The sequence below is a fragment of the Vibrio sp. IB15 genome, assembly GCF_016406055.1.
Taxonomy (GTDB): Bacteria; Pseudomonadota; Gammaproteobacteria; order Enterobacterales; family Vibrionaceae; genus Vibrio; species Vibrio chagasii.
This window is the reverse complement of the sequence record NZ_JAEFCE010000001.1, coordinates 123,299-142,808: the sequence shown is the minus strand read 5'-3', so window position 1 is coordinate 142,808 and position 19,510 is coordinate 123,299. Positions and strand designations below refer to the sequence as shown.

The 19,510-nt window shown below is 43.2% G+C and carries 20 protein-coding genes and 1 pseudogene; 9 read left to right on the top strand and 12 right to left on the bottom strand.

The window, feature by feature from the left end:
• Positions 1 to 100: 100 nt before the first annotated feature.
• From JC606_RS00675 to JC606_RS00660, 4 genes are all read right to left on the bottom strand, one after another.
• The gene (locus tag JC606_RS00675; protein ID WP_061034073.1) at positions 101 to 790 is read right to left on the bottom strand and encodes a tyrosine-protein kinase family protein; all 690 of its coding nucleotides are present in this window, start codon (positions 788 to 790) and stop codon (positions 101 to 103) included.
• Entirely contained in the window at positions 790 to 2,889 is a 2,100-nt protein-coding gene (locus tag JC606_RS00670; protein WP_137406414.1) for an SLBB domain-containing protein, read from the bottom strand. The genes JC606_RS00675 and JC606_RS00670 overlap by 1 nt, the downstream gene beginning before the upstream one ends.
• Entirely contained in the window at positions 2,886 to 3,719 is an 834-nt protein-coding gene (locus JC606_RS00665; protein ID WP_198777590.1) for an OmpA family protein, read from the bottom strand. The genes JC606_RS00670 and JC606_RS00665 overlap by 4 nt, the downstream gene beginning before the upstream one ends.
• A 63-nt stretch (positions 3,720 to 3,782) precedes the next feature.
• Positions 3,783 to 4,112, bottom strand: coding sequence for an STAS domain-containing protein (locus JC606_RS00660; protein WP_137406416.1), 330 nt, complete (start codon positions 4,110 to 4,112; stop codon positions 3,783 to 3,785).
• Positions 4,113 to 4,442: 330 nt separating this feature from the next.
• Here JC606_RS00660 and JC606_RS00655 point away from each other — a divergent pair, with 330 nt between their 5' ends.
• Entirely contained in the window at positions 4,443 to 5,288 is an 846-nt protein-coding gene (locus JC606_RS00655) for a DNA ligase (RefSeq protein WP_198777589.1), read from the top strand.
• Between the two features lie 134 nt (positions 5,289 to 5,422).
• On the opposite strand, the gene JC606_RS00650 is transcribed toward JC606_RS00655, so the two are convergent.
• Entirely contained in the window at positions 5,423 to 6,793 is a 1,371-nt protein-coding gene (locus JC606_RS00650) for an MATE family efflux transporter (RefSeq protein WP_198777588.1), read from the bottom strand.
• Positions 6,794 to 6,935: 142 nt separating this feature from the next.
• On the opposite strand from JC606_RS00650, the gene JC606_RS00645 reads away from it, so the two are divergent.
• Positions 6,936 to 7,544, top strand: a complete 609-nt coding sequence (locus JC606_RS00645) for a riboflavin synthase subunit alpha (protein WP_198777587.1) — start codon at positions 6,936 to 6,938, stop codon at positions 7,542 to 7,544.
• Positions 7,545 to 7,644: 100 nt separating this feature from the next.
• Here JC606_RS00645 and JC606_RS00640 read toward each other — a convergent pair whose 3' ends face one another.
• Entirely contained in the window at positions 7,645 to 7,848 is a 204-nt protein-coding gene (locus JC606_RS00640) for a CPXCG motif-containing cysteine-rich protein (RefSeq protein WP_102422986.1), read from the bottom strand.
• A 58-nt stretch (positions 7,849 to 7,906) separates the two neighbouring features.
• Positions 7,907 to 8,773 (bottom strand): fructosamine kinase family protein, encoded by an 867-nt coding sequence (locus JC606_RS00635; RefSeq protein ID WP_137406420.1) that lies wholly within the window; start codon positions 8,771 to 8,773, stop codon positions 7,907 to 7,909.
• A 505-nt stretch (positions 8,774 to 9,278) separates the two neighbouring features.
• On the opposite strand from JC606_RS00635, the gene JC606_RS00630 reads away from it, so the two are divergent.
• A complete protein-coding gene (locus JC606_RS00630) occupies positions 9,279 to 9,623 on the top strand; it encodes a DUF3802 family protein (RefSeq protein ID WP_008217871.1) in 345 nt (114 codons plus the stop codon).
• 114 nt (positions 9,624 to 9,737) lie between these two features.
• Here JC606_RS00630 and JC606_RS00625 read toward each other — a convergent pair whose 3' ends face one another.
• Positions 9,738 to 10,223, bottom strand: coding sequence for a C40 family peptidase (locus JC606_RS00625; RefSeq protein WP_137406421.1), 486 nt, complete (start codon positions 10,221 to 10,223; stop codon positions 9,738 to 9,740).
• A 104-nt stretch (positions 10,224 to 10,327) separates the two neighbouring features.
• Between JC606_RS00625 and JC606_RS00620 the strand changes: the two genes are divergently transcribed.
• Positions 10,328 to 12,382, top strand: coding sequence for a methyl-accepting chemotaxis protein (locus tag JC606_RS00620; RefSeq protein WP_198777586.1), 2,055 nt, complete (start codon positions 10,328 to 10,330; stop codon positions 12,380 to 12,382).
• 121 nt (positions 12,383 to 12,503) lie between these two features.
• Here JC606_RS00620 and JC606_RS00615 read toward each other — a convergent pair whose 3' ends face one another.
• Positions 12,504 to 12,839, bottom strand: a complete 336-nt coding sequence (locus tag JC606_RS00615) for an AzlD domain-containing protein (RefSeq protein ID WP_137406423.1) — start codon at positions 12,837 to 12,839, stop codon at positions 12,504 to 12,506.
• A 2-nt stretch (positions 12,840 to 12,841) separates the two neighbouring features.
• Positions 12,842 to 13,579: an AzlC family ABC transporter permease gene (locus tag JC606_RS00610; protein ID WP_198777585.1), complete on the bottom strand. Its 738-nt coding sequence runs from the start codon at positions 13,577 to 13,579 to the stop codon at positions 12,842 to 12,844.
• Between the two features lie 302 nt (positions 13,580 to 13,881).
• On the opposite strand from JC606_RS00610, the gene JC606_RS00605 reads away from it, so the two are divergent.
• From JC606_RS00605 to JC606_RS00595, 3 genes and pseudogenes are all read left to right on the top strand, one after another.
• A complete protein-coding gene (locus JC606_RS00605; RefSeq protein WP_004742245.1) occupies positions 13,882 to 14,262 on the top strand; it encodes a RidA family protein in 381 nt (126 codons plus the stop codon).
• Between the two features lie 40 nt (positions 14,263 to 14,302).
• Positions 14,303 to 15,576: pseudogene (locus JC606_RS00600) on the top strand (L-cysteine desulfidase family protein).
• An 88-nt stretch (positions 15,577 to 15,664) separates the two neighbouring features.
• On the top strand, positions 15,665 to 16,312 hold the full coding sequence (locus JC606_RS00595) for a helix-turn-helix transcriptional regulator (protein ID WP_198777584.1): 648 nt from the start codon (positions 15,665 to 15,667) through the stop codon (positions 16,310 to 16,312).
• A 26-nt stretch (positions 16,313 to 16,338) separates the two neighbouring features.
• On the opposite strand, the gene JC606_RS00590 is transcribed toward JC606_RS00595, so the two are convergent.
• Positions 16,339 to 17,136, bottom strand: coding sequence for a sterol desaturase family protein (locus tag JC606_RS00590; protein ID WP_137406426.1), 798 nt, complete (start codon positions 17,134 to 17,136; stop codon positions 16,339 to 16,341).
• A gap of 68 nt (positions 17,137 to 17,204) precedes the next feature.
• On the opposite strand from JC606_RS00590, the gene JC606_RS00585 reads away from it, so the two are divergent.
• Positions 17,205 to 17,951 (top strand): tRNA-uridine aminocarboxypropyltransferase, encoded by a 747-nt coding sequence (locus JC606_RS00585; RefSeq protein WP_137406427.1) that lies wholly within the window; start codon positions 17,205 to 17,207, stop codon positions 17,949 to 17,951.
• 163 nt (positions 17,952 to 18,114) lie between these two features.
• Positions 18,115 to 19,023: an N-acetylglucosamine kinase gene (gene nagK, locus JC606_RS00580; protein ID WP_102426447.1), complete on the top strand. Its 909-nt coding sequence runs from the start codon at positions 18,115 to 18,117 to the stop codon at positions 19,021 to 19,023.
• Positions 19,024 to 19,152: 129 nt separating this feature from the next.
• On the opposite strand, the gene JC606_RS00575 is transcribed toward nagK, so the two are convergent.
• Positions 19,153 to 19,419: a DUF2960 domain-containing protein gene (locus tag JC606_RS00575; RefSeq protein ID WP_137406429.1), complete on the bottom strand. Its 267-nt coding sequence runs from the start codon at positions 19,417 to 19,419 to the stop codon at positions 19,153 to 19,155.
• Positions 19,420 to 19,510 lie beyond the last annotated feature (91 nt).

Sequence of the window (19,510 nt, the reverse complement as noted above, 5' to 3'; positions counted from 1 at the left end):
TCTTATTTTCTATATTAAATTCGCCAAAAATTAGAAAATACGATTAATGTGCGATTTGAGGAAGTAATTGGCATTAATTCACCTGCTAGCAGGATACATTCTACATCGGCAGGTTCAAAAACTCGTTCCGATAGAGTTTATTAGCTAGACGCTCACGTAGCTTAACTGGGATAAACTTCATTCGGTTTATCTGTCTAACCAGTTCTTGTGCAAAGCTTGGCGTATCCTTCATATTCATGATGCAGCCCGTTAAGGAGATAGTCTGAGCATCGAGAAGCTTCTTAGCTTGCTCGAGATGATGAGACGATGTATCTCCGTAAGCGACAACAAGAAGCGTTGAATCACAGGCGCTAGCTACTGATTGAGCTGGGATATTACCTTTATTTATGTTGAGTAGCGGCGAAGTATCGATGATTACGCGGTCGTATTTAACTAGCCATTGAGCAACAGCCTGCTTTAATGTCGATGGATCTTTGTATGCTAACTGCGTCGATGCGACTTGCGGTGCGGGTACCCCGATAAACGTGCGTTGTGATTCAACATGCTCAATAAGCTGACCTGATTGTTCCTCTTCAAGCATATTGAGGTTCTTAAAAGCTGGGTTGAACAGGTTAAGGTCCACATACAGTGTAGAGTGACCCGCTAACAAGAAACGCTCGGCGAGGGCAGTTGCGACCGATGTTACGCCGTCACCTGAATGACAAGCAGTAACACAGATAGAGCGTTGTTCGTTTAATTCAGACGCCAAATAGATTTGCTCAACTTCGGCATGCGTTGCTGAAATAGTCATTATAACGCTCCTATTAGTACAATCGTGGTAGTAATACGTAGTATGTCCTCTAGGCCTACACGGGCTTTTTCCATAAAACTGTCACGACGGTCTGGAATGTAAATGGTGTCTCCAGCGCGCAAAACCGGTAGGTTATAAATGTTGGCTGTTTTACTAAATTCAACCAGGTCGAAAGTGCGAGCTTGTCCTTGGCAACAAGACATATTTACAATGGTAATCTTCTCAACGTATGCATTGTCAGTAGGGCCAGCCGCTTCAGCTAAGATATCTAAAATCGTCATGTTATCGTTAAACACATAACGGCCGGGGTTATTAACTGCCCCTAGCACACGCACGGTTTCTTCTTTTGGCTTGTCTAGCCAGTTTTTGTTCTTCTCAGGGATATAGATAGTATCGCCAGTAGTGACATTCGGTAGTAACGATTCATCGCCTGTTTCAAAATACAAAGACAGATTAAGCTTGCTGACCTTGGCGTAAGGTTTATCACGATGGGTCACACGAATATTGTGTATGTCTGCATCTCCAGTAGGGCCGTCGGCCGCAGACAAGATATCTAGGAAATGCATGTCTTTAGTGAAACGGTAACGGCCCGGTGCGTTGACTTGTCCAAAAATGTAAATAGACGCATCAGAGCTTTGGCGAACCCATTGTGATTTATTGTCTGATGGGTCTTGCGGTAAATCGTGTACACGAACGATTGAGCCAGCAGAGATATAGGGCATTTGGTCTCGTGGTGCACCGTTTTTAATAAACTCATCTAAATCGAATACCACGAGCTTTCTGCCAGTCACAATCTCAATTTTTGTAGTATCAGCGCGTAGAGTTGGTCCTCCGACATGCGCGAGTAGGCCCATGAAGTTCATTTCGTCTGACCACTCAATTCGACCAGGTCGGTTTACTTCACCAATCACGTTAACGGCTCTGTCTGGAGCGATCTTCAACCAAGATTTTTCGTTCATATCCGTTTTCTCAGGAACAAAAATCGCATCACCAGCTTTAATGTTTGGTGGGTTTGAGTTCGGTAAGCCTTCGGTATAGGCGGCTAAATCGAATCGAAGTACTCGACCATCGGCTTTGATAACGCGGATTTGGCGAGACTCAGCGAAGCGAGTAGGTCCACCGGCGTTAGCCAAGATATCCATGAAGGTCGCGCCTTTTTTTCCTTCAAAGGCACCAGGTGCTGCCACTTCGCCCATTACATAAACCATGTTCGCACCGGATTTAATCTCTTCTTCCTGTTTTGGCACAAAAATGGTTGAGCCCGGGCGTAGCACTGGCAGTAGACTTTCGTCGCCAGAATCAAGGTAGCGCTTAAGGTTGAATAGCGTTGGAGTATTGTTTGAGATGACGCGGATTTGTTCGACACTGGCGTAGCGAGTTACGCCGCCAGAGCGCATTAAGACATCAACGAGATCGGTATTTTCTTTATAAGTGAATGAACCAGGTGCGTTGACCTCACCGAAGACTTTAATTGAACTTCTTGAATCCGCGCTGTCACCCGAGTTGGCAAGCTTAGCAGGATCAAATTCTTGTTCAATATTACCAACCAGTGGTGAAGCAGGGACAAATAGAGAATCAAGTGATTGCAGTGTAGGCAGGTAGTCCTCATCGCCAGAATCTAAGAAACGCTTGTAATTAAATTCTTTACGTTCTGCGCCACGCTTTAAGATTAACTTGTCCAATTGAGCCCCAGAACGTAAGCCTCCAGCCGCGTACAGCGCCATTTGGACGCTCGAGCCCAAAGCCAAGGTGTATTCACCCGGTTGCTCGACGTAACCTTGAACGTAGATAATGATCTGCTGTTCTTTCACATAAACAGAAGCATTCGACAGATCTTTATAAGCCGTCGCCAGTGACTCTAGAACGACTTTATTCAACTGTTCTTTATCGTAGCCTGCGACGAACACAGTACCCACTTCAGGTAGAGTGATTCGACCGCGTTTATCCACTTGATAGCCTTTGTTTAACTCGCTCTCTCCAGGCACATTCACTTGGATAAGATCACCGACTTGCACTGCGTCTGAAAAGTCGTCGTTGGCATGTACCAAAGTCGCAATGAACATCGATAACGTGATAAGTAACGCAATCAGTAATTTCATAGTGAGCTCCCCATCTTAGCCGCGTTTTCAGGGGAGATTACTTCGATACTCACTCTGCGATTGGTTAAGCGTGTACCTTCGGATTCACCTTCAAATAGTGGTACGGTTTCACCTACCGAGACGGCTTTGATACGGCTTGGACTTAGACCAAAGATAGTGAGATAGCGCTCAACTTGTTGCGCTCGGCCTAGGGCTAATTTGTCGTTGTATTCTTCTGAGCCTGTCGCGTCTGCATGGCCTGTCACTATTAGCTCTAGCGACTTGTTATCTTTTAAGATGTAAGACGCCTCTGCAAGCTTACCCATGTATTTGGGATTCACTTCGATAGAGTTGTGTGCGAATTGATTGTCGACGTTAAGTAGATCGTACAGTTGTTGAATTATCGACAGCTGCATACGGAATTGGTTTTCGTTCTTTGGAGGTTCACAACGCGCTTGTGAAGTTACATAGTCAAGTTGAAGCTCAAGTTCGTTTAGGCGTTTTCTTTGGATAACCAAATCGTTAGCCGCATCTAGAAGTAGGCCTCCTTGAAGCTCACGAGCGATGCGATTTTGCTTCTCGATGGCTTGGACAACCGCTGCGGGGAAGCACCAACGCACGCCTTCTTGAATCAGCGCATCCAAATGCAATTTAGCAAGTTGCCAATCAAAACGTAAGCCATGCTCTGGACCTAACGGTTCGTCAGGCATAACCGGAGAGAAGTCAGAATTCTGATAGTTCATCGAATCATAACTCTCGGCCAGTCCGCCAGTGCCGTGTTCTGGGTAACTTGTGCAACCCAGAACTAGCACAGACAGAGATAGGGCTATATAGTTTTTGATTGTATTCATGCCAACGTCCTTTGTTTTTCGCTTTTTATTATTATTCTTTGTTACTTCTAGCTTAGTGGATCTTCATGAATTTGTAGGATTTTTTGAGTTAACAGGAATAGCGTGTCCAATTCGTAGGAGGTTCATGATTTCCAGCGGTTGGCCTGAAACGTTTTCTAATCGCATATTACGTTCACGTTCAGTTAGGCGTTTGAACATGTAAACAATCGCACCCACACCTGATGAATCAAGAAATTCGACCTGACTGAAGTCGACTTCGATCTCTTGATGACCGTCATTAGAAATCACGTCATCAATGTCGGTTTGGGCATCGCGACTGCCTGCCGCGTCTAAATCACCAAAAATTGAAAGTGTAAGTGTTGTTGTGTTTAGGTCAATCCTACGTAGTTCCATAGTCTTATCTCCTTTTGTTCATGAGTTTACAAAAGCACTGAATGTGCCAACTTTTTTGCCCCTACATATCAATAACTTATAGTATTTGGTTTTTAGTGTTTCATATTGAGAAAGGTGATTTCTCAATATGAGAACTAAAAATGGTCGGATTTTTGGGAGGTGTAACGAATTGATTTTGCGAATGAAACGTCACTATGGATAAGGTTGATGTATTGATCGCATCTTAGAGCAAAGATTGAATGATGAATGGCTAGAACACCTAGGATAGAAAGTAGATTTGAGCAAAGTGCTCAATACTTCTAACCGCTCAGGTACAAAAGGAATTTTGAAATGAGGCTAACCAGCTTGGCTATAGCAACACTGTGCGCGTTTTCTACGTTTCCTTCTCATGCTTCGTATCTGCCTCCAGCACAATTGGTTTTAGCAAATACTTATAAGCAAGGTATAGATGTGTCTGAATATTGGACCAGCGAAAAGCTTGATGGCATCAGGGCTTTGTGGGATGGAAAGCATCTTTATACCCGGAATGGGAATCGAATTTATGCGCCTAAGTGGTTTGTTAAAGAGTTACCGGATGTTCACCTTGAAGGAGAACTGTGGGCCGGAAGAGACAATTTTCACTTAGTCCAAACAACAGTCTTAGACCACATTCCAAGTGATACGGCGTGGCAAGAGATCGAATTCATGCTGTTTGATATGCCAGGTGCGGCGGGCGACTATCAGAAACGTTACTACAACATCTTGCACTGGGTAAGAGTGATAAACGAACCGCACATTAGGTATGTGGAGCACACACCTATTACAAGCGAAGAGGCATTGTTTCATCAACTTGATAATGTCGATGAAATTAAAGGCGAGGGGTTGATGCTTCGTAAGATTACCAGCCGATATCAGGCGGGAAGAAGTAATGACTTGTTAAAACTAAAACGACATCACGATGCAGAAGCGACCGTTATTGGCTATAAAACAGGAACTGGTAAGTATAAGGGGATGATGGGCTCAATTTTAGTACACACAGAAGATGGTGTGGAGTTTTACATTGGAAGTGGCTTCAGCGATAAGATACGATTGTCTCCTCCTGAAATTGGCAGTCGAATTACCTTCCGTTACAATGGCTTCACTCAAAATGGTAAGCCGAAGTTCGCTAGGTTCGTTAGAGAGAAAAGTGATTATTAAACACTTGTGGATAAGCATCATGAACAAGCATTGCTGATAACTATTTTGGACACGGAAAAAGTGTGTACATGGAATAAAAAAGAGCTCTGATTATCAGAGCTCTTTTGTTTAATTAACTTGTCTTTAAGAAGCGGTTAGCGAGAGCCGAACTCCAACTGTACTCCATCACTTTGTTTGTGCATCCAGTGCAAACGCATACCAAGCATAATTGCTGCTGAAGACAAACCAATAATGAAGCCAATCCAGAAGCCGTGTGCGCCCATTGGTTTAACAATCCAATCCGTCATCCCTAAGATGTAGCCAATCGGCAGACCAAGCAGCCAGTAAGCGATAAAAGTACGATTAAAGATTGAACGCATATCTTTATAACCACGAAGTGCACCCGCAGCGATGACTTGAATTGCATCTGTACATTGGTATACCGCAGCAAAAATCAGGAGCTGCATCGCAATGGTAATTACTGCTGTGTTTTCCGTGTAAAGAAGTGACACTTGCTCTCTAAACAACACGGTGAGTGCCGCTGTGATAAATGCTGTTACCAAGCCAACAATGATACCGACGTGAGTCGCAATTTTAGCGCCTTCAGTGTTGTTCTCACCTAGCTTATGACCAACACGGATACTAACCGCAGCACCAATGCTCATCGGGATCATGAATACCAATGAAGAGAAGTTAATCGCAACTTGGTGCGCCGCTACGATCAATGAGCCGAGTGGGGCAACTAACAGCGCAACCACCGCAAACAGCGTCACCTCAAAGAAAAGTGCTGCAGCGACTGGGAAGCCGAGCTTGAATAAACGAACTTGAGCTTTTAACTGAGGTTTATGGAATTGACCGAAAATGTTGATTTTAGCCAAACGCTTAGAAGTCAGCACATAAGTAAACAGTAAGCCAAACATTATCCAATAAACGATAGCGGTTGCTACGCCACAACCAACACCGCCAAGGGCAGGAGCACCAAGCTTACCGTAAACAAACATCCAGTTAAGCGGAATGTTTAATAACAGGCCAATAAAACCAATTACCATTGCAGGCTTAGTCAAAGACATACCATCAGTGAAACTTCTTAAGGTTTGGAACAACAAGAAAGCAGGCACTGCAAACATCACCGCATTCATATAGCCGATGGTCTTTTCTGCCATTAAGGTTTCAATATCCATCAATTGCAAAATGGCTTGAGTTTGGAAGAGAACGCCAATAATTGGAAGCGAAAGTACAAGCGCTAAGAATGCACCTTGCTGAATCTCAAAAGGAATCTTTACTTGGCGACCAGAGCCATTTAGTTGTGCGACCACAGGCACTAACGCCATAAGTAATCCGACACCAAACAAAATTGAAGGAAGCCAAATACTTGCCGCTATTGATACCGCTGCCATATCGATAGCACTGACGCCACCGGCCATAACGGTATCAACGAAACTCATGCCGGTTTGCGCGATAGATGCGATCAATACTGGCGTCGCAAGTTTGATTAGATTTGAGGCTTCTTCTTTGTAACGATGCACAAATAACTCCAGATGAGACAGAAATAAGAGACAGAATGAATATTCAGAAGGAATCAGAGACACTGATCGTTAAGCTTCCATTGGACGAATCATAAAGAAATGTCACAATAACTGCCATAGTAAAATGCTAAATAGGAAACTTATGTTTACAGGTATCGTTCAAGGCATGGCAACACTGGTTGCTATCAATAAAAAAGAGTTGTTTCAGACTCATACCATTGAGTTGGTTGATGAAATGGTAGAGGGATTAGCGATTGGCGCTTCTGTTGCTCACAACGGTTGTTGTCTAACTGTGACAGAAATTTCAGGCAACCAAATTTCTTTCGACCTGATGCAAGCCACACTACGTTTAACGAATTTAGGTGCTCTAAATGTCGGCGATAAAGTGAACGTCGAGCGCGCTGCGAAATTTGGAGACGAAATTGGTGGACACAGTATGTCTGGTCACATTTCGTTAATGGCTAAGTTAGTAGAAGTCATCAAAACAGAAAACAACCGTACACTTTGGTTTGAACTACCAGAATCATCAATGAAATATGTTCTAAGTAAAGGGTACATAGGTGTTGATGGTTGCTCACTAACGATTGGTGAAGTGGAAGAGAACCGTTTCTCCGTACATTTAATCCCAGAAACGCTAAATCGCACGCTATTTGGTGGCCGTGAAGTCGGTGACGAAGTAAATATCGAGTTTGATCCTCAAACTCAAGCGATTGTTGATACTGTGGAACGCGTACTAGCAAATCAGAAGTAACTAACAGCCCCGTTCAATTTGCGTTGTTCGATTTACGCAGATCGCTAAATTAAAAAGAGCACCCATGTGCTCTTTTTTGATCTTGAGTGAAAATCTTGGATTAAAACACCTGCTCATCGTCGGCATCGATCGACAGATTGATTCTGTCTCGAACTTCGTCGATTTGCATATCTAGGTGGATGGCATTGCAACACGCAGGGCAGTCATCGTAAAAGTCTTGGCTGCCATTTGAGGCATCGAGCGTTATATTAATACCGTGCCCGCAATGAGGGCAGGAGACATGTTTCTCTGTGTATTTCTGCATGACAAATTCTCCTCAAGCTAACTTATACCACCTGACTGCTTATCTATTGTGATAAGTATTACACAGCCTGAATCTTCTGAATGCACGCTTCTGTTTGTGCCAGATATTCACCGCCAAATTGATTACAGTGATTAAGAAGGTGGTACAAATTGTAAATGTCTTTTCGATCAGTATAGCCAACGTCAAGCGGCATGACGCTTTGGTATCCTTCATAAAACTCAGGTGGGAAGCCCTGAAACAATTCAGTGAGCGCTAAATCACACTCATGGTCGCCCCAATAACAAGCAGGGTCGTAGCAAATAGGACCAAATGCTGAATTAGCCACATTACCATTCCAAAGATCACCATGAAGTAATGAAGGGCGAGGGTTGTGGCCAGCAAGTCTCATGTTCACCATCCCAACAATGTCGTCAATATCCCCGAACTCGATACCTTTCTCCTTTAGCAGCTGGAGTTGGAATCCGATGCGTTGTTCTGAAAAGAAACGGCCCCATTTTTTATGCCAGGGATTTGGTTGAAGCGTGCTGCCGATGTAATTGTCTTGGTCGCAACCAAACTCTTTTTGCTCACCCCATTGATGAAGTTTGGCAAGCTGGACACCAAAGTCATAACTGTTGTTGCCTGTCTCAAGTGGTTTGGTAGGCAGATAGTTAAGAATGATAAACGAGCACTCTTTAGTTTTACCAATCAGCACGAGCTCAGGTACGTAGACTGTTGAAGTCTCCCTTAATAAACGTAGGTTCTCAGCTTCAATCTCAAACTTAGGTAGGAACTCTCGCAGATTCACCTTAACGAAGTAACGTTCATTACCGTCGCTGATCATATAGCAATCGTTAATGTCACCATCGGGAACCTTAACGCGCTCGGTAATCTGAAAATTGAATAAGAGTGTGTCTGAAAGCTGTTGAGAAATGGCCTGCCACATAGGAAATCCTCAATGAACTGTTGGAGTGAAATACTATCGTTTGATAGCAATAGTTTAGGACAAATCTGAGTGATTTATAGACGTTCTGGTCAATGTTCTCAGCACTAGTACAAGACAGTACAGATCAATTAACAGTTTTGTGAACTCTGACTGTGTGAATGCCTTTGATAAATCAGTAACAAGTGAATTACCAATCGCAAAATAGTTGGAACAAATATCACGTGCGACACCAAATAACCTTACTTCCACTAGAAAATCAATAATAGCTTGGTATGGTTGACGCGCTATTGCTAAAGAGAGCTTTGAGATGTTGTGGTTTGAGCAGCACGGTAATTATTATTGAGTCAGCAGCTTCGCGTATTATTGATTCAATTTTGAACTTAAATACTAACAAAGATCATTTTAATCCTCGTTATAGCAATAAAATGATGACAAATGACTTCATATACATAGTATTAGCCTAATACGTATTAATCTGCCTTAGAGCTTAAAACGGAGATTTATTGTGGTTGTAGAAACCGATGGCTACCTAGCTTTGATCGAGCACTTATCATTTAACCTAGATGTATTTACTAACGGTAACGGTGATACTGGAAACGAAAGTGTCGAAGACATAGTAACTGACATGATTTCAAGCAACATTATGGCGATCTTCGAGCAAAACCCTGAGCTGCATTCAAGTGTACGTTTTCAGTTGCTTAAAGAAGCGGATGCCGTGGTTGCTGATCTAGGGGAAGTGCTTGCAGGCGTGTGGGCTAAGAAAGCGACGAACGAACAGATTGTTTTTTTGGATGAATATATCGCATTGGTGAAGAACCTGTTTGATACTGCAGTAGCAAAATACGATTAACCTCTATTCGTCTTTACTGACTATTTTTGTGGTTAGTACTCTTTATTGATGGGACTGAAAGCGTAGCACCTCTATGAGGTTGCCTTTAATTCGATTGGTGGCCTCGCAAATACACTATATGCGCCTAAAGTGCCAAAATTTAGAAGCCCAATATGGGTTATCTAGCCTAGATATAATCACACCTTTCGATGTAGAAGCATGTAGGAACTGGTTATTCCCCAAATATACACCTACATGCCTAACGGTGAAAGACGTCTTGAAAAACACCAAATCTCCACTCTTTGCTTGTTCATAAGCGATTTCAACGCCTTGTTTACTCAGATCTTTTGTTGTTCTTGGTAATGCTTGCTGTGTCGCATTTTGCACGGCAATTTGAACAAAAGCTGAACAATCCACGCCTCTGAATGAAGTTCCACCGAAGTGATAAGGTACGCCTTTCCACTGCTTGTACACACCCATATAAGCATTAGTAGTCAATTGTTCTGACTTTGATAGAGGTTTATTTGCAATTTGGCTGTTTTTAGAAGGGGATGGTGCTGAACTACAAGCGGTTAATGTTGCGAAAGTTATTGTAACTGCAAGCATTTTTCTGAATTTCATATGTAACTCTTCTGAAAGAAAACTGAAATAAAAGCGTAATGAAGGGCTTCTAGTATACCGACTAACTTAAGGATATCTCTTTTTGTAGTCAAACTGGATTTCGCATGACTGACACCAATTTATCGGTAAAACCCTCACGTTATACATTCTCGCTCATTCAAACGGTGAGTGCCGTATTTATTTCGATCCTTCTACTTGTCAGCTTTTTATCTATGGTCAGTATTCGTGGCATAGATCGAGTAGGAGGTTACTTTGATACTCTGTCTGAACAAGCTCTGCCACTCGCTCTGCATAACGCAGAATTAACACAAAGCGTATTAGAACAAGTAAAACTACTCACTTATAGCACCCAATCGACTGACTTAGATACACTAAACCAAACACGTAATTTGATCGATGAACTCGCTGTAGAGAGTAACAACACGCTCGAGGAACTCCTTTTTATCTCCCAATCTTTTCCTGATGCGATTTCTCTCGAACAAAAGCAAAGCCTTATCGACGATATGGCACGGCTACAACAAATGACCAACACGGTTCTTTCTGCACAAATTGAAATACAAAGTAAGCAAAATCTGATCGACAGTAAAATTGCTGAGTTTCGTTACGGCGTAGGTTCTATCGGTCCTGAAATGAATCGTATTAGCTCCTTCTTAGTGGAAGATAATCCAGAAGCGAGTGACGCGGCCAACCGCTTTACGTCGAGTGCATCTGCGATGGCCAATACTTTCTTAATGTTGATGATGCAAAACGACCTTGAGAAAGCAGAAGATGAATATCGTCAATTGAGGAACCGAATCGCAGGTCTTAATTTGGCCTACAGTGATTTCTCTGATTGGCATCCGGACATTGCAGAGTTCGCGAGCCTAATCGCCCCTTATGAAATGGTAAAAGAAGGCTTTACAGAAGAGGGCGTCATCAAGCAAATATTGCTTAAGCTAGAGTTAGTTAAACAGCAAGAGCAAAACTTAGCGCAAGTGATTGGACTAGCGAATACGGTGATTAATACGCTCAATCAGCTATCGTCGACAGCGTCTCAATTGATCGATGAAAGTGAACTGGTCGTAAATCAAACCATTACTAACATTGACCGCGTGTTATTCATTAGTGGCTTAGTGATTGCCATGATCATTATTACATCGTGGCTAATGCTGCGTCGTTGGATGAACAAAGGCTTAAAAAACATTACACGCCAGTTAACGTCACTTGCAGAACATGACTTTTCGAAGCAGAGCGAGTTGCTTGGCCCACTCGAACTACAAGTCATCACCTCTAAACTTAATACGGTTGTCGGTTCAACGGCCGATTCTATACGTTTAGTTACTCGAAATTGTGAAACGCTTTATCAGACCGCAGAAGTGAGTCACGACGCTGCAGAGCAAACCAACTTAAGTTTACATGAGCAGAATGAATCTCTACAGAATATGATCACCACAATCACACAACTTGAAGCGTCCATTGGCGAAATCGCTCGTATTTCAAACGCATCGAATGATGATGCTCAGGTCGCAGAAGATGAGTCGGTGAGTGGTAGCCAGGTTATTGGTTTAAACCAAGAGCGCTTACAAGCTTTAGAACATTCTTTGAATATGAACGAGCAGTCAATGGCTGATCTGGATGGACGAGTGAAGCAAATCCGTGAAATGGTCGACATGATCAGTGGTATTGCAGAAAACACCAATCTGTTGGCATTGAATGCCGCGATAGAAGCAGCGCGAGCGGGAGAACAGGGCCGTGGTTTTGCGGTAGTTGCAGATGAAGTAAGGAAATTAGCGAGTGGTACGTCCCAACAGACCACCAATATCCGCAATATGATGAATGAGCTGGTGGCGGCGGCGGATCGTTCTCGTACGTCAGTTACTGAATCACGAACTGAAATGGCGAATGCACTACAAGCGAGCTGCGATGTAAAACAAGCTTTTGAAAAGATTGAAGTTGCAGTTAACCAGATTAAAGGCCGCGTCGAGCAAATTATGGTCGCAACTGAGCAACAGGCTCGTGCAACTGTTGATGTGACACACTCAATCACGCGCGTATCCGAGCAGGGCGAAAATACTAAACTGCAACTTGAATCCATGATTGAAAGTTCTGAGCAAGTCGGTGAAATCGCAGGCCATCAACAAGCTATGCTTCATAAGTATCAATTCGACGCAGAGAAATAGCCTTGCTGCTTAAAACACCTAGCGAAGTCACAAACTGCCTCGTCCGAAAACACTAAAATCCGAAAAGCAAAAAGGCAGAGTTCACGCTCTGCCTTTTTGCTTGTACCTAGTCTTCTAATTCTTACATGAAAAAGGTAGGCATGACGTGTTTGAAAAATATTAGCGAAGCAACGCCACTGATTACCACCCAAATCAAATCGAAGCGCAGGCTCACAAGCGTACAAACAATTGCGGCCAATACTTTTGGGTTGTGTAGATCAAATTCCATATCTGGCCCTGCACCTAATATCTCGACAGCAATAATCGCAGGTAAAACCGTAACCGGAACAAAGCGCAGCGTCTTTTTGAATCGTTCCGACATCTCAAACTTACCAGCTAAACCAATCACTGAGAATCGAATAACAAAGGTTGCCGCTGCCATCGCAAGAGTAATAAGAATAAAAGTCGTAGTATTCATTGTTATGCCACTCCACGTTCTTGAGTTAATAGGTCATTTTGGATCGCTTCTTGTTCCGCTTGTTCAGTCGACAGGTCCATTCGGTAGCCTGCGTACACCCCAACAACGGCAGCAATTACAAGGCCAAGAGAGTAGGGAAGTTCTGCAAGAAGCACCCCAGTAAAGGTCGCGACAATGGCTGCAACAATACATTCACGGCTTTTAACTTGTGGAATTACGATAGCGATAAAGGCTGCGACCATCGCGAAATCCAATCCATAGTTAGCAATTTCAGGGAACGAAGAACCAATCAGTACGCCAAGGAAATCTGCCACTACCCAGTTAACCCAAAAACCACCCATTGCCGCTAAATAGAACCAGTGTCGACTTTCACCTTCTTGCTTCATCTCATTGATCGTTGCTGCATAGACCTCATCGGTAAGGCCGTAGGACATCAACATACGAACGTGAAAGGGATAGGGTTTCATGTGCTCTGACATTGAAGCGCTGTATAGCATATGGCGCAGGTTTATGATGAAGGTCGTAAACATGATGACCACAATACTTGCTGATGACTGAACTAGCCCTAACGCCACCATTTGTGATGATCCGGCAAAAACGGTGAAAGACCATAAGGTACTCTGAGTAACGCTCATCCCTGCGGTAATACTGACCGCTCCCACAATGAACGAAAATGGAAATGCACCAACGCATAAAGGGAAGATTGCTCTTAACCCTGCCTGGATTTGTTGATTATTCATGACATGCTCACCCTAGATAAAAATTCAAATTTATTTGCAAATTATGGTGGGAATCGTATTGACGAATGAAATTATTTTCAAATCAAGATTAAAATTTATTTGATTTAGATCGGTATTTTGAATTCAGTAAAATAGGAGTATGCCCTTGAGTTATTTATAATCAATAGCTTAAAATAGCTTTCATTTTTGAGATCTTTGATTGAATGATTTTTCTAGTATTTTTTGCAACTATTTTTGCATTTTATTGTTTTCAGTGTTTAAACTGTAGTTGAAATATTTGGCAAATCTGAATAGGAAGAATCATGAAAGAAATCATTACAGCAAATCAAGCGCCGGAAGCCATTGGTCCATACTCACACGGTAACGCATTCGGAAACCTTGTTTTCACATCAGGTCAATTACCTGTGTGTAAAGAGAAAGGTGGTGTTGTAGAAGGTGGCGTGAGTGAGCAATCTCGTCAGTCACTACTTAACCTCCAATATGTTTTACAGGCTGCAGGCAGCGACCTAGACCAAGTACTAAAAACAACGTGTTACTTATCAGACATTAATGACTTTGCAGCTTTCAATGAAGTGTACAAAGAGTTCTTTGAAAAAGACTGTCCTGCACGTAGCTGTTTTGCAGTGAAGGATCTTCCTCTAGGCGTGAAAATCGAAATCGAAGCGATTGCTGGTCGTAAGTAGCTGCTCGTAAATAATTGAAGAATAGTGTGAGGTCCTTACTATGAAACACCAATGGCAACAGTATAAAGAGATTTTGAATACCGTCGTGAAGCCAGCGCTTGGCTGTACAGAACCCATCTCCGCAGCTTACGCTTGTTCTGTTGCGGCCAAGATGCTTGTGGGTGCACCCGATAAAGTTCGCGTGTATGTATCGGATAATTTATACAAAAACTCTATGGGCGTGTTTGTTCCGGGGACAGGAAAAATTTGCCTACCCATAGCTGCAGCCGTGGGTGCGATTGGTGGGGACCCACACGCTGGCTTGGAAGTATTGGCGAACATCAGCGAAAAGATGTCGAAAAAGCACAAGCGTTGATTGACGCAGGCCAAGTCAGCGCACACCGTAAAGATGTAGACGAATTCATCTATTGCTATGCGGAAGTAGAATCTGAAGGTCAAATAGCGGCCGTAGAAATCAGTGGCGGTCATACTCATATCATCAAAAAAACCTTAAATGGAACCGTTCTATTCAGCCAAGATTGCGATCAAACAATACCAACAGGTTCTATCTGTGATGGAATCGATATTGATATTGGTAGCATCTACAACTTTGCCACCAGTGCGGACTTCGACGATATTGCTTTTATACTCGAAGCATCGGCTCTCAACGGCAAGCTGTCAGAAGAAGGGTTAGCTCATGCCTATGGGCTTGAAGTCGGGCGCACTATGGTACAAGGCATTCAATTAGGCCTAATGGCAGAAGACTTGATGAATAAGATCGTCATGCAAACGGCTGCCGCGTCTGATGCTCGAATGGGCGGTGCGACGCTACCTGCCATGAGTAACTTTGGTAGCGGTAACCAAGGGATAGCTGCAACAATCCCTGTCGCGGTTATTGCCGAGCACTTTAAAGCGACTCAAGAGCAATTGGCACGAGCATTAATCATGAGTCACTTAGGTGCGATTTACATTAAGTCGCATTATCCACCGTTGTCTGCATTTTGTGGGAACACAGTCACGAGCGCTTCAGCGGCTATGGCGATGGTGTATCTTGCAAAAGGATCATTTGAGCAAGGCTGCTACGCGATTCAAAATGTACTGAGTGATTGTTCAGGCATGGTGTGTGATGGCGCTAAGTCTACCTGCGCAATGAAAGTGAAAACCTCAACCAGTGCTGCAGTTAATGGTTTCTTAATGGCAATGCGTTGTAATGAGGCACACAACCAAGGCATCGTTGCTGATGATGTTGAGACCAGTATCCGCAATATTGGAAAATTGGTTACCGCTGGTATGAGTGTTACAGACTCTACGATTATTGATATAATGTCAGCGTAATCAAACGTTTTTGATTCAAACTATTTTTAAGACGAACCGCTTGGTAATTTTTACTTAGCGGTTTTCTCGCCAAAAGAGGAAGGACTCCGTGTTCGAATTATCTCAAAGTGACTATGACATCTTGCACGCAATCGAGAACATCGTTGATGGCATCGCCGCAATGTATGGCGAGCATACCGAAGTGTTACTACACAGTTTAGATGTTCGTAATCCTTCGATTATTAAAATTGCGAATAGCCACGTCACCGGGCGAGAAGTAGGGGCTCCAATTACTAATTTAGCATTGATAAAGCTCACTCAAGGTAACGATGTTTCGGGCGCTTACATGACAAAATGTCCCGATGGCAAAACCTTACGCTCAATGACGACCATCATTCGAAACCCTCAACAACAAGCCATTGGTTTGTTGTGTATCAACACCAACCTCGACGCACCATTTCAAGAAGTGATGCATTCACTTGTCCCTTGTTTGCTACCACATGTCGATCGTCCTCAAACGACGCCCGAAACCTTTGCGCGTAGTAATGAAGAGATGATGCACAGCTCAATCGAAACGGTAAGAGAACAGGTAAGTAATGACGCAGACATCGCGCCATCGAAGAAGAGCCGAGAGATTGTCACTCGATTACATGAAATGGGGATTTTCGACTTGAAAGACAGTGCCCAAATTGCGGCAAAAGGACTCGATATCTCTATCCATACCATCTACCGCTACCTGCGCGAGCTAAAAGCCTAACGTTTGTTGGTTAGCTATCTCTCATTCTATTTGTTCTGGTTGTATCTAAATGGCTGGGTAATCAGTTTATCTAGCCTCTGTTCCTTCCCATCACGTATTTCTGGCACACCAATATTGACCTTGTCGTGCCCAAGCTTGGGTTGAGCGTGATACGTTTTAAACCAGATATCCCACACCGATAAGAAGAAGCCAAAATTAGAGTGTGTCTCTTTGACAATCACAGAGTGGTGCACTCGATGCATATCTGGCGTGACAATCACTTTACGAAGCTGTTTGTCGAACCATAAAGGTAGACGACCGTTACTGTGATTAAACATTGCACTTACATTCAGAACGACCTCGAATATCACAACGGCTAGTACGGGCACACCCAATACAAAAATTAACGCGACCTTAATCAACATCGACAAAATCATCTCGATGGGGTGGAAGCGGGTACCCGTGGTTACGTCTATATCTAAATCGGCATGATGGACGCGATGAAGTTTCCACAGTACAGGGATACGGTGGAAGACTAAATGTTGAGTGTAAATGGCAAGATCTAATAACGCGACACAAAGGAACACGATGATTTCAAAGGGTAGGCTGATGTTATTGAACAGACCCAATTGGTTTTGTTCCGCAATCAGTGCCGCTTGAAATGCCGCAACAGGTACTAATGTCGCCAATAAAACACTGTTAAGCGCCATTAATGAGAAGTTATTTCCCCAACGAAACCATTTATTTTGAGTCAACGTTTTTCTTGGCGCACGATATTCCCACAACGCACACAAAACAAAAGCGCTAACAAAGAAAACAAGGCGAAGTAAGGATGGGTCTTGCATGAGAATTCCTTCTATCATTCTAACGATACTGTAAGTACAATCGGGCCACTTTTCTAGATTTACTGTTATTGTCCATGAGAATCCACGCTTTTCACCGTTTATATAAACACCGTTTGTCCCTTTCTACCAAGCCGTTCAATGCGCGCGGGTGTAAAGTGGTTCGATGTGAGTTCTGTAAAATCAAACAAGACAGCTGTATCTGTGAGCACCAACCGAACATAGATACGAATATTGCCACAATGTTGATCTTGTCAGATAACGAAATATTGAAACCAAGTAATACCGGTCGTTTGATTGTCGACACAGTAAAAGACAGCCATGTTTACCTTTGGCACCGAACAGAGCCAAACACAGAGATGCTGGATGTTCTGAAAGACGAGCAATATCAACCGGTGATTGTGTTCCCAGAAGATTATACCGATGACAAATCGCGAGTGGTTCAAGACCTGCCACAAATGCGTAATCCAAATAAAAAACTACTACTGATTTTCATCGATGGTAGCTGGCGTGAAGCAAGACGTATCTTTAGACGTTCTGAGTACTTACAAGATCTACCTGTGTTGTCGATTGAACCTGAATCCGTTTCTCAGTACATGATGCGAAAGTCAGACAATGAGCAACACCTTTCAACTGCAGAAGTCGCGAGCTTAGTATTAAAACAAGCTGGTGAAGAGCAGGGCGCCAAAACATTACAACTATGGTTTGAAGCATTTCGCGAAAGCTACATGCTAAGTAAGACTCGTTACAAGTCAGATCCGACCAAACCAAGCCTGAATGCTTTCATAGAGCACAGTAAAAATGAGATGTCACTCTAACCTTTAACCGCTTTGTGCTGACTTGTTGTTCAAACAGACTCAAACACGAGATAAGTTTGTTATCTATCACGGTTTGTAGGGGGAGTGTTATGGATAATGTTCCCCAGTTGTTTTATTTAAAGAGTTTATTTGCCCGAATTTAGGGAAAAATTGGAGAGATTTCATGTATTACGGCTTCGATGTTGGCGGCACTAAAATTGAATTTGGTGCATTCAACGAGAAACTTGAGCGAGTAGCAACAGAGCGCGTTCCAACACCAACAGATGACTATCAATTACTGCTTGATACGATCGCTGGTTTAGTAAAGAAATACGATAGCGAATTCTCTTGCGAAGGCAAAATCGGCCTTGGCCTTCCTGGTATGGAAAACGCAGACGACGGCACTATGCTGGTTGTTAATGTTCCTGCATCAACAGGTAAGCCACTACGTAAAGATTTAGAAGCGCTAATCGGTCGTAGCGTAAAAATCGAAAACGATGCGAACTGTTTCGCGCTTTCTGAAGCATGGGATGATGAGCTAAAAGACGAGCCATCGGTTGCTGGTCTAATTCTAGGTACAGGTTTTGGCGGCGGTTTAGTTTACGAAGGTAAGGTATTCTCTGGTCGGAACCACGTTGCCGGTGAACTAGGCCATATGCGTCTACCTTTGGATGCATGGTTCCACCTTGGTGACAACGCACCGCTTTTAGGTTGTGGTTGTGGTAAAAAAGGTTGTCTAGATAGCTATCTGTCGGGGCGTGGTTTCGAATTGATTTACGAGCACTACTTTGGCGAGAAGAAGAAAGCGATTGATATAATCCAAGCTTACAACGAAGGTGAGGCTAAAGCGGCTGAACACGTTGACCGCTTCATGGAGCTTTTGGCAATCTGCTTCGCGAACCTGTTTACTGGCTTAGATCCACACGTTGTTGCACTGGGTGGCGGTCTTTCAAACTTCGAGCTTATCTACGAAGAAATGCCAAAGCGCGTGCCTAAGTACTTACTGTCTGTTGCTAAGTGTCCGAAGATCATCAAAGCAAAACACGGTGATTCAGGTGGCGTTCGTGGTGCTGCATTCCTAAACATCAAATAGTGATGGCTTTCAGCTAAACACATTACGCAGAATAAATAAAAATGCCGCAATCTCGAAAGAAGTTGCGGCATTTTTTATTGTTTGGTGTTTTTGAGCTATCGACTAACAAGAGCGAAGCTCGCTAAGAACTTACTTATTCTTTTTACCAACACCAAGGTTTTCTTTTTGCTTCAGCGTAAGATTTGAAAAACCAAGCTTGCGGAAGTAATTGTCTTGGTAGTTGCGAACTGCTTTAGTATCTGAAATCAACTCAAGCTGCTGCTCTGTTTTTAAATATTCAGTGATGTCGATGCCTTCAGCATCAGCAACCGCTTCTTGGATCGTGCGGTGTTCTTGCTTTGAAAACAGTAACTCTTTGTCTTCGTCTTTGTACGTATACAGAATGGTACGAGCCATGATGCGCTCCGATAGAATTTTTACTTTGGGCGCACTGTACATAAAAACCGTACGTCGCTCAAGGTAATGGTAAGAAATCTTAAGATTAACT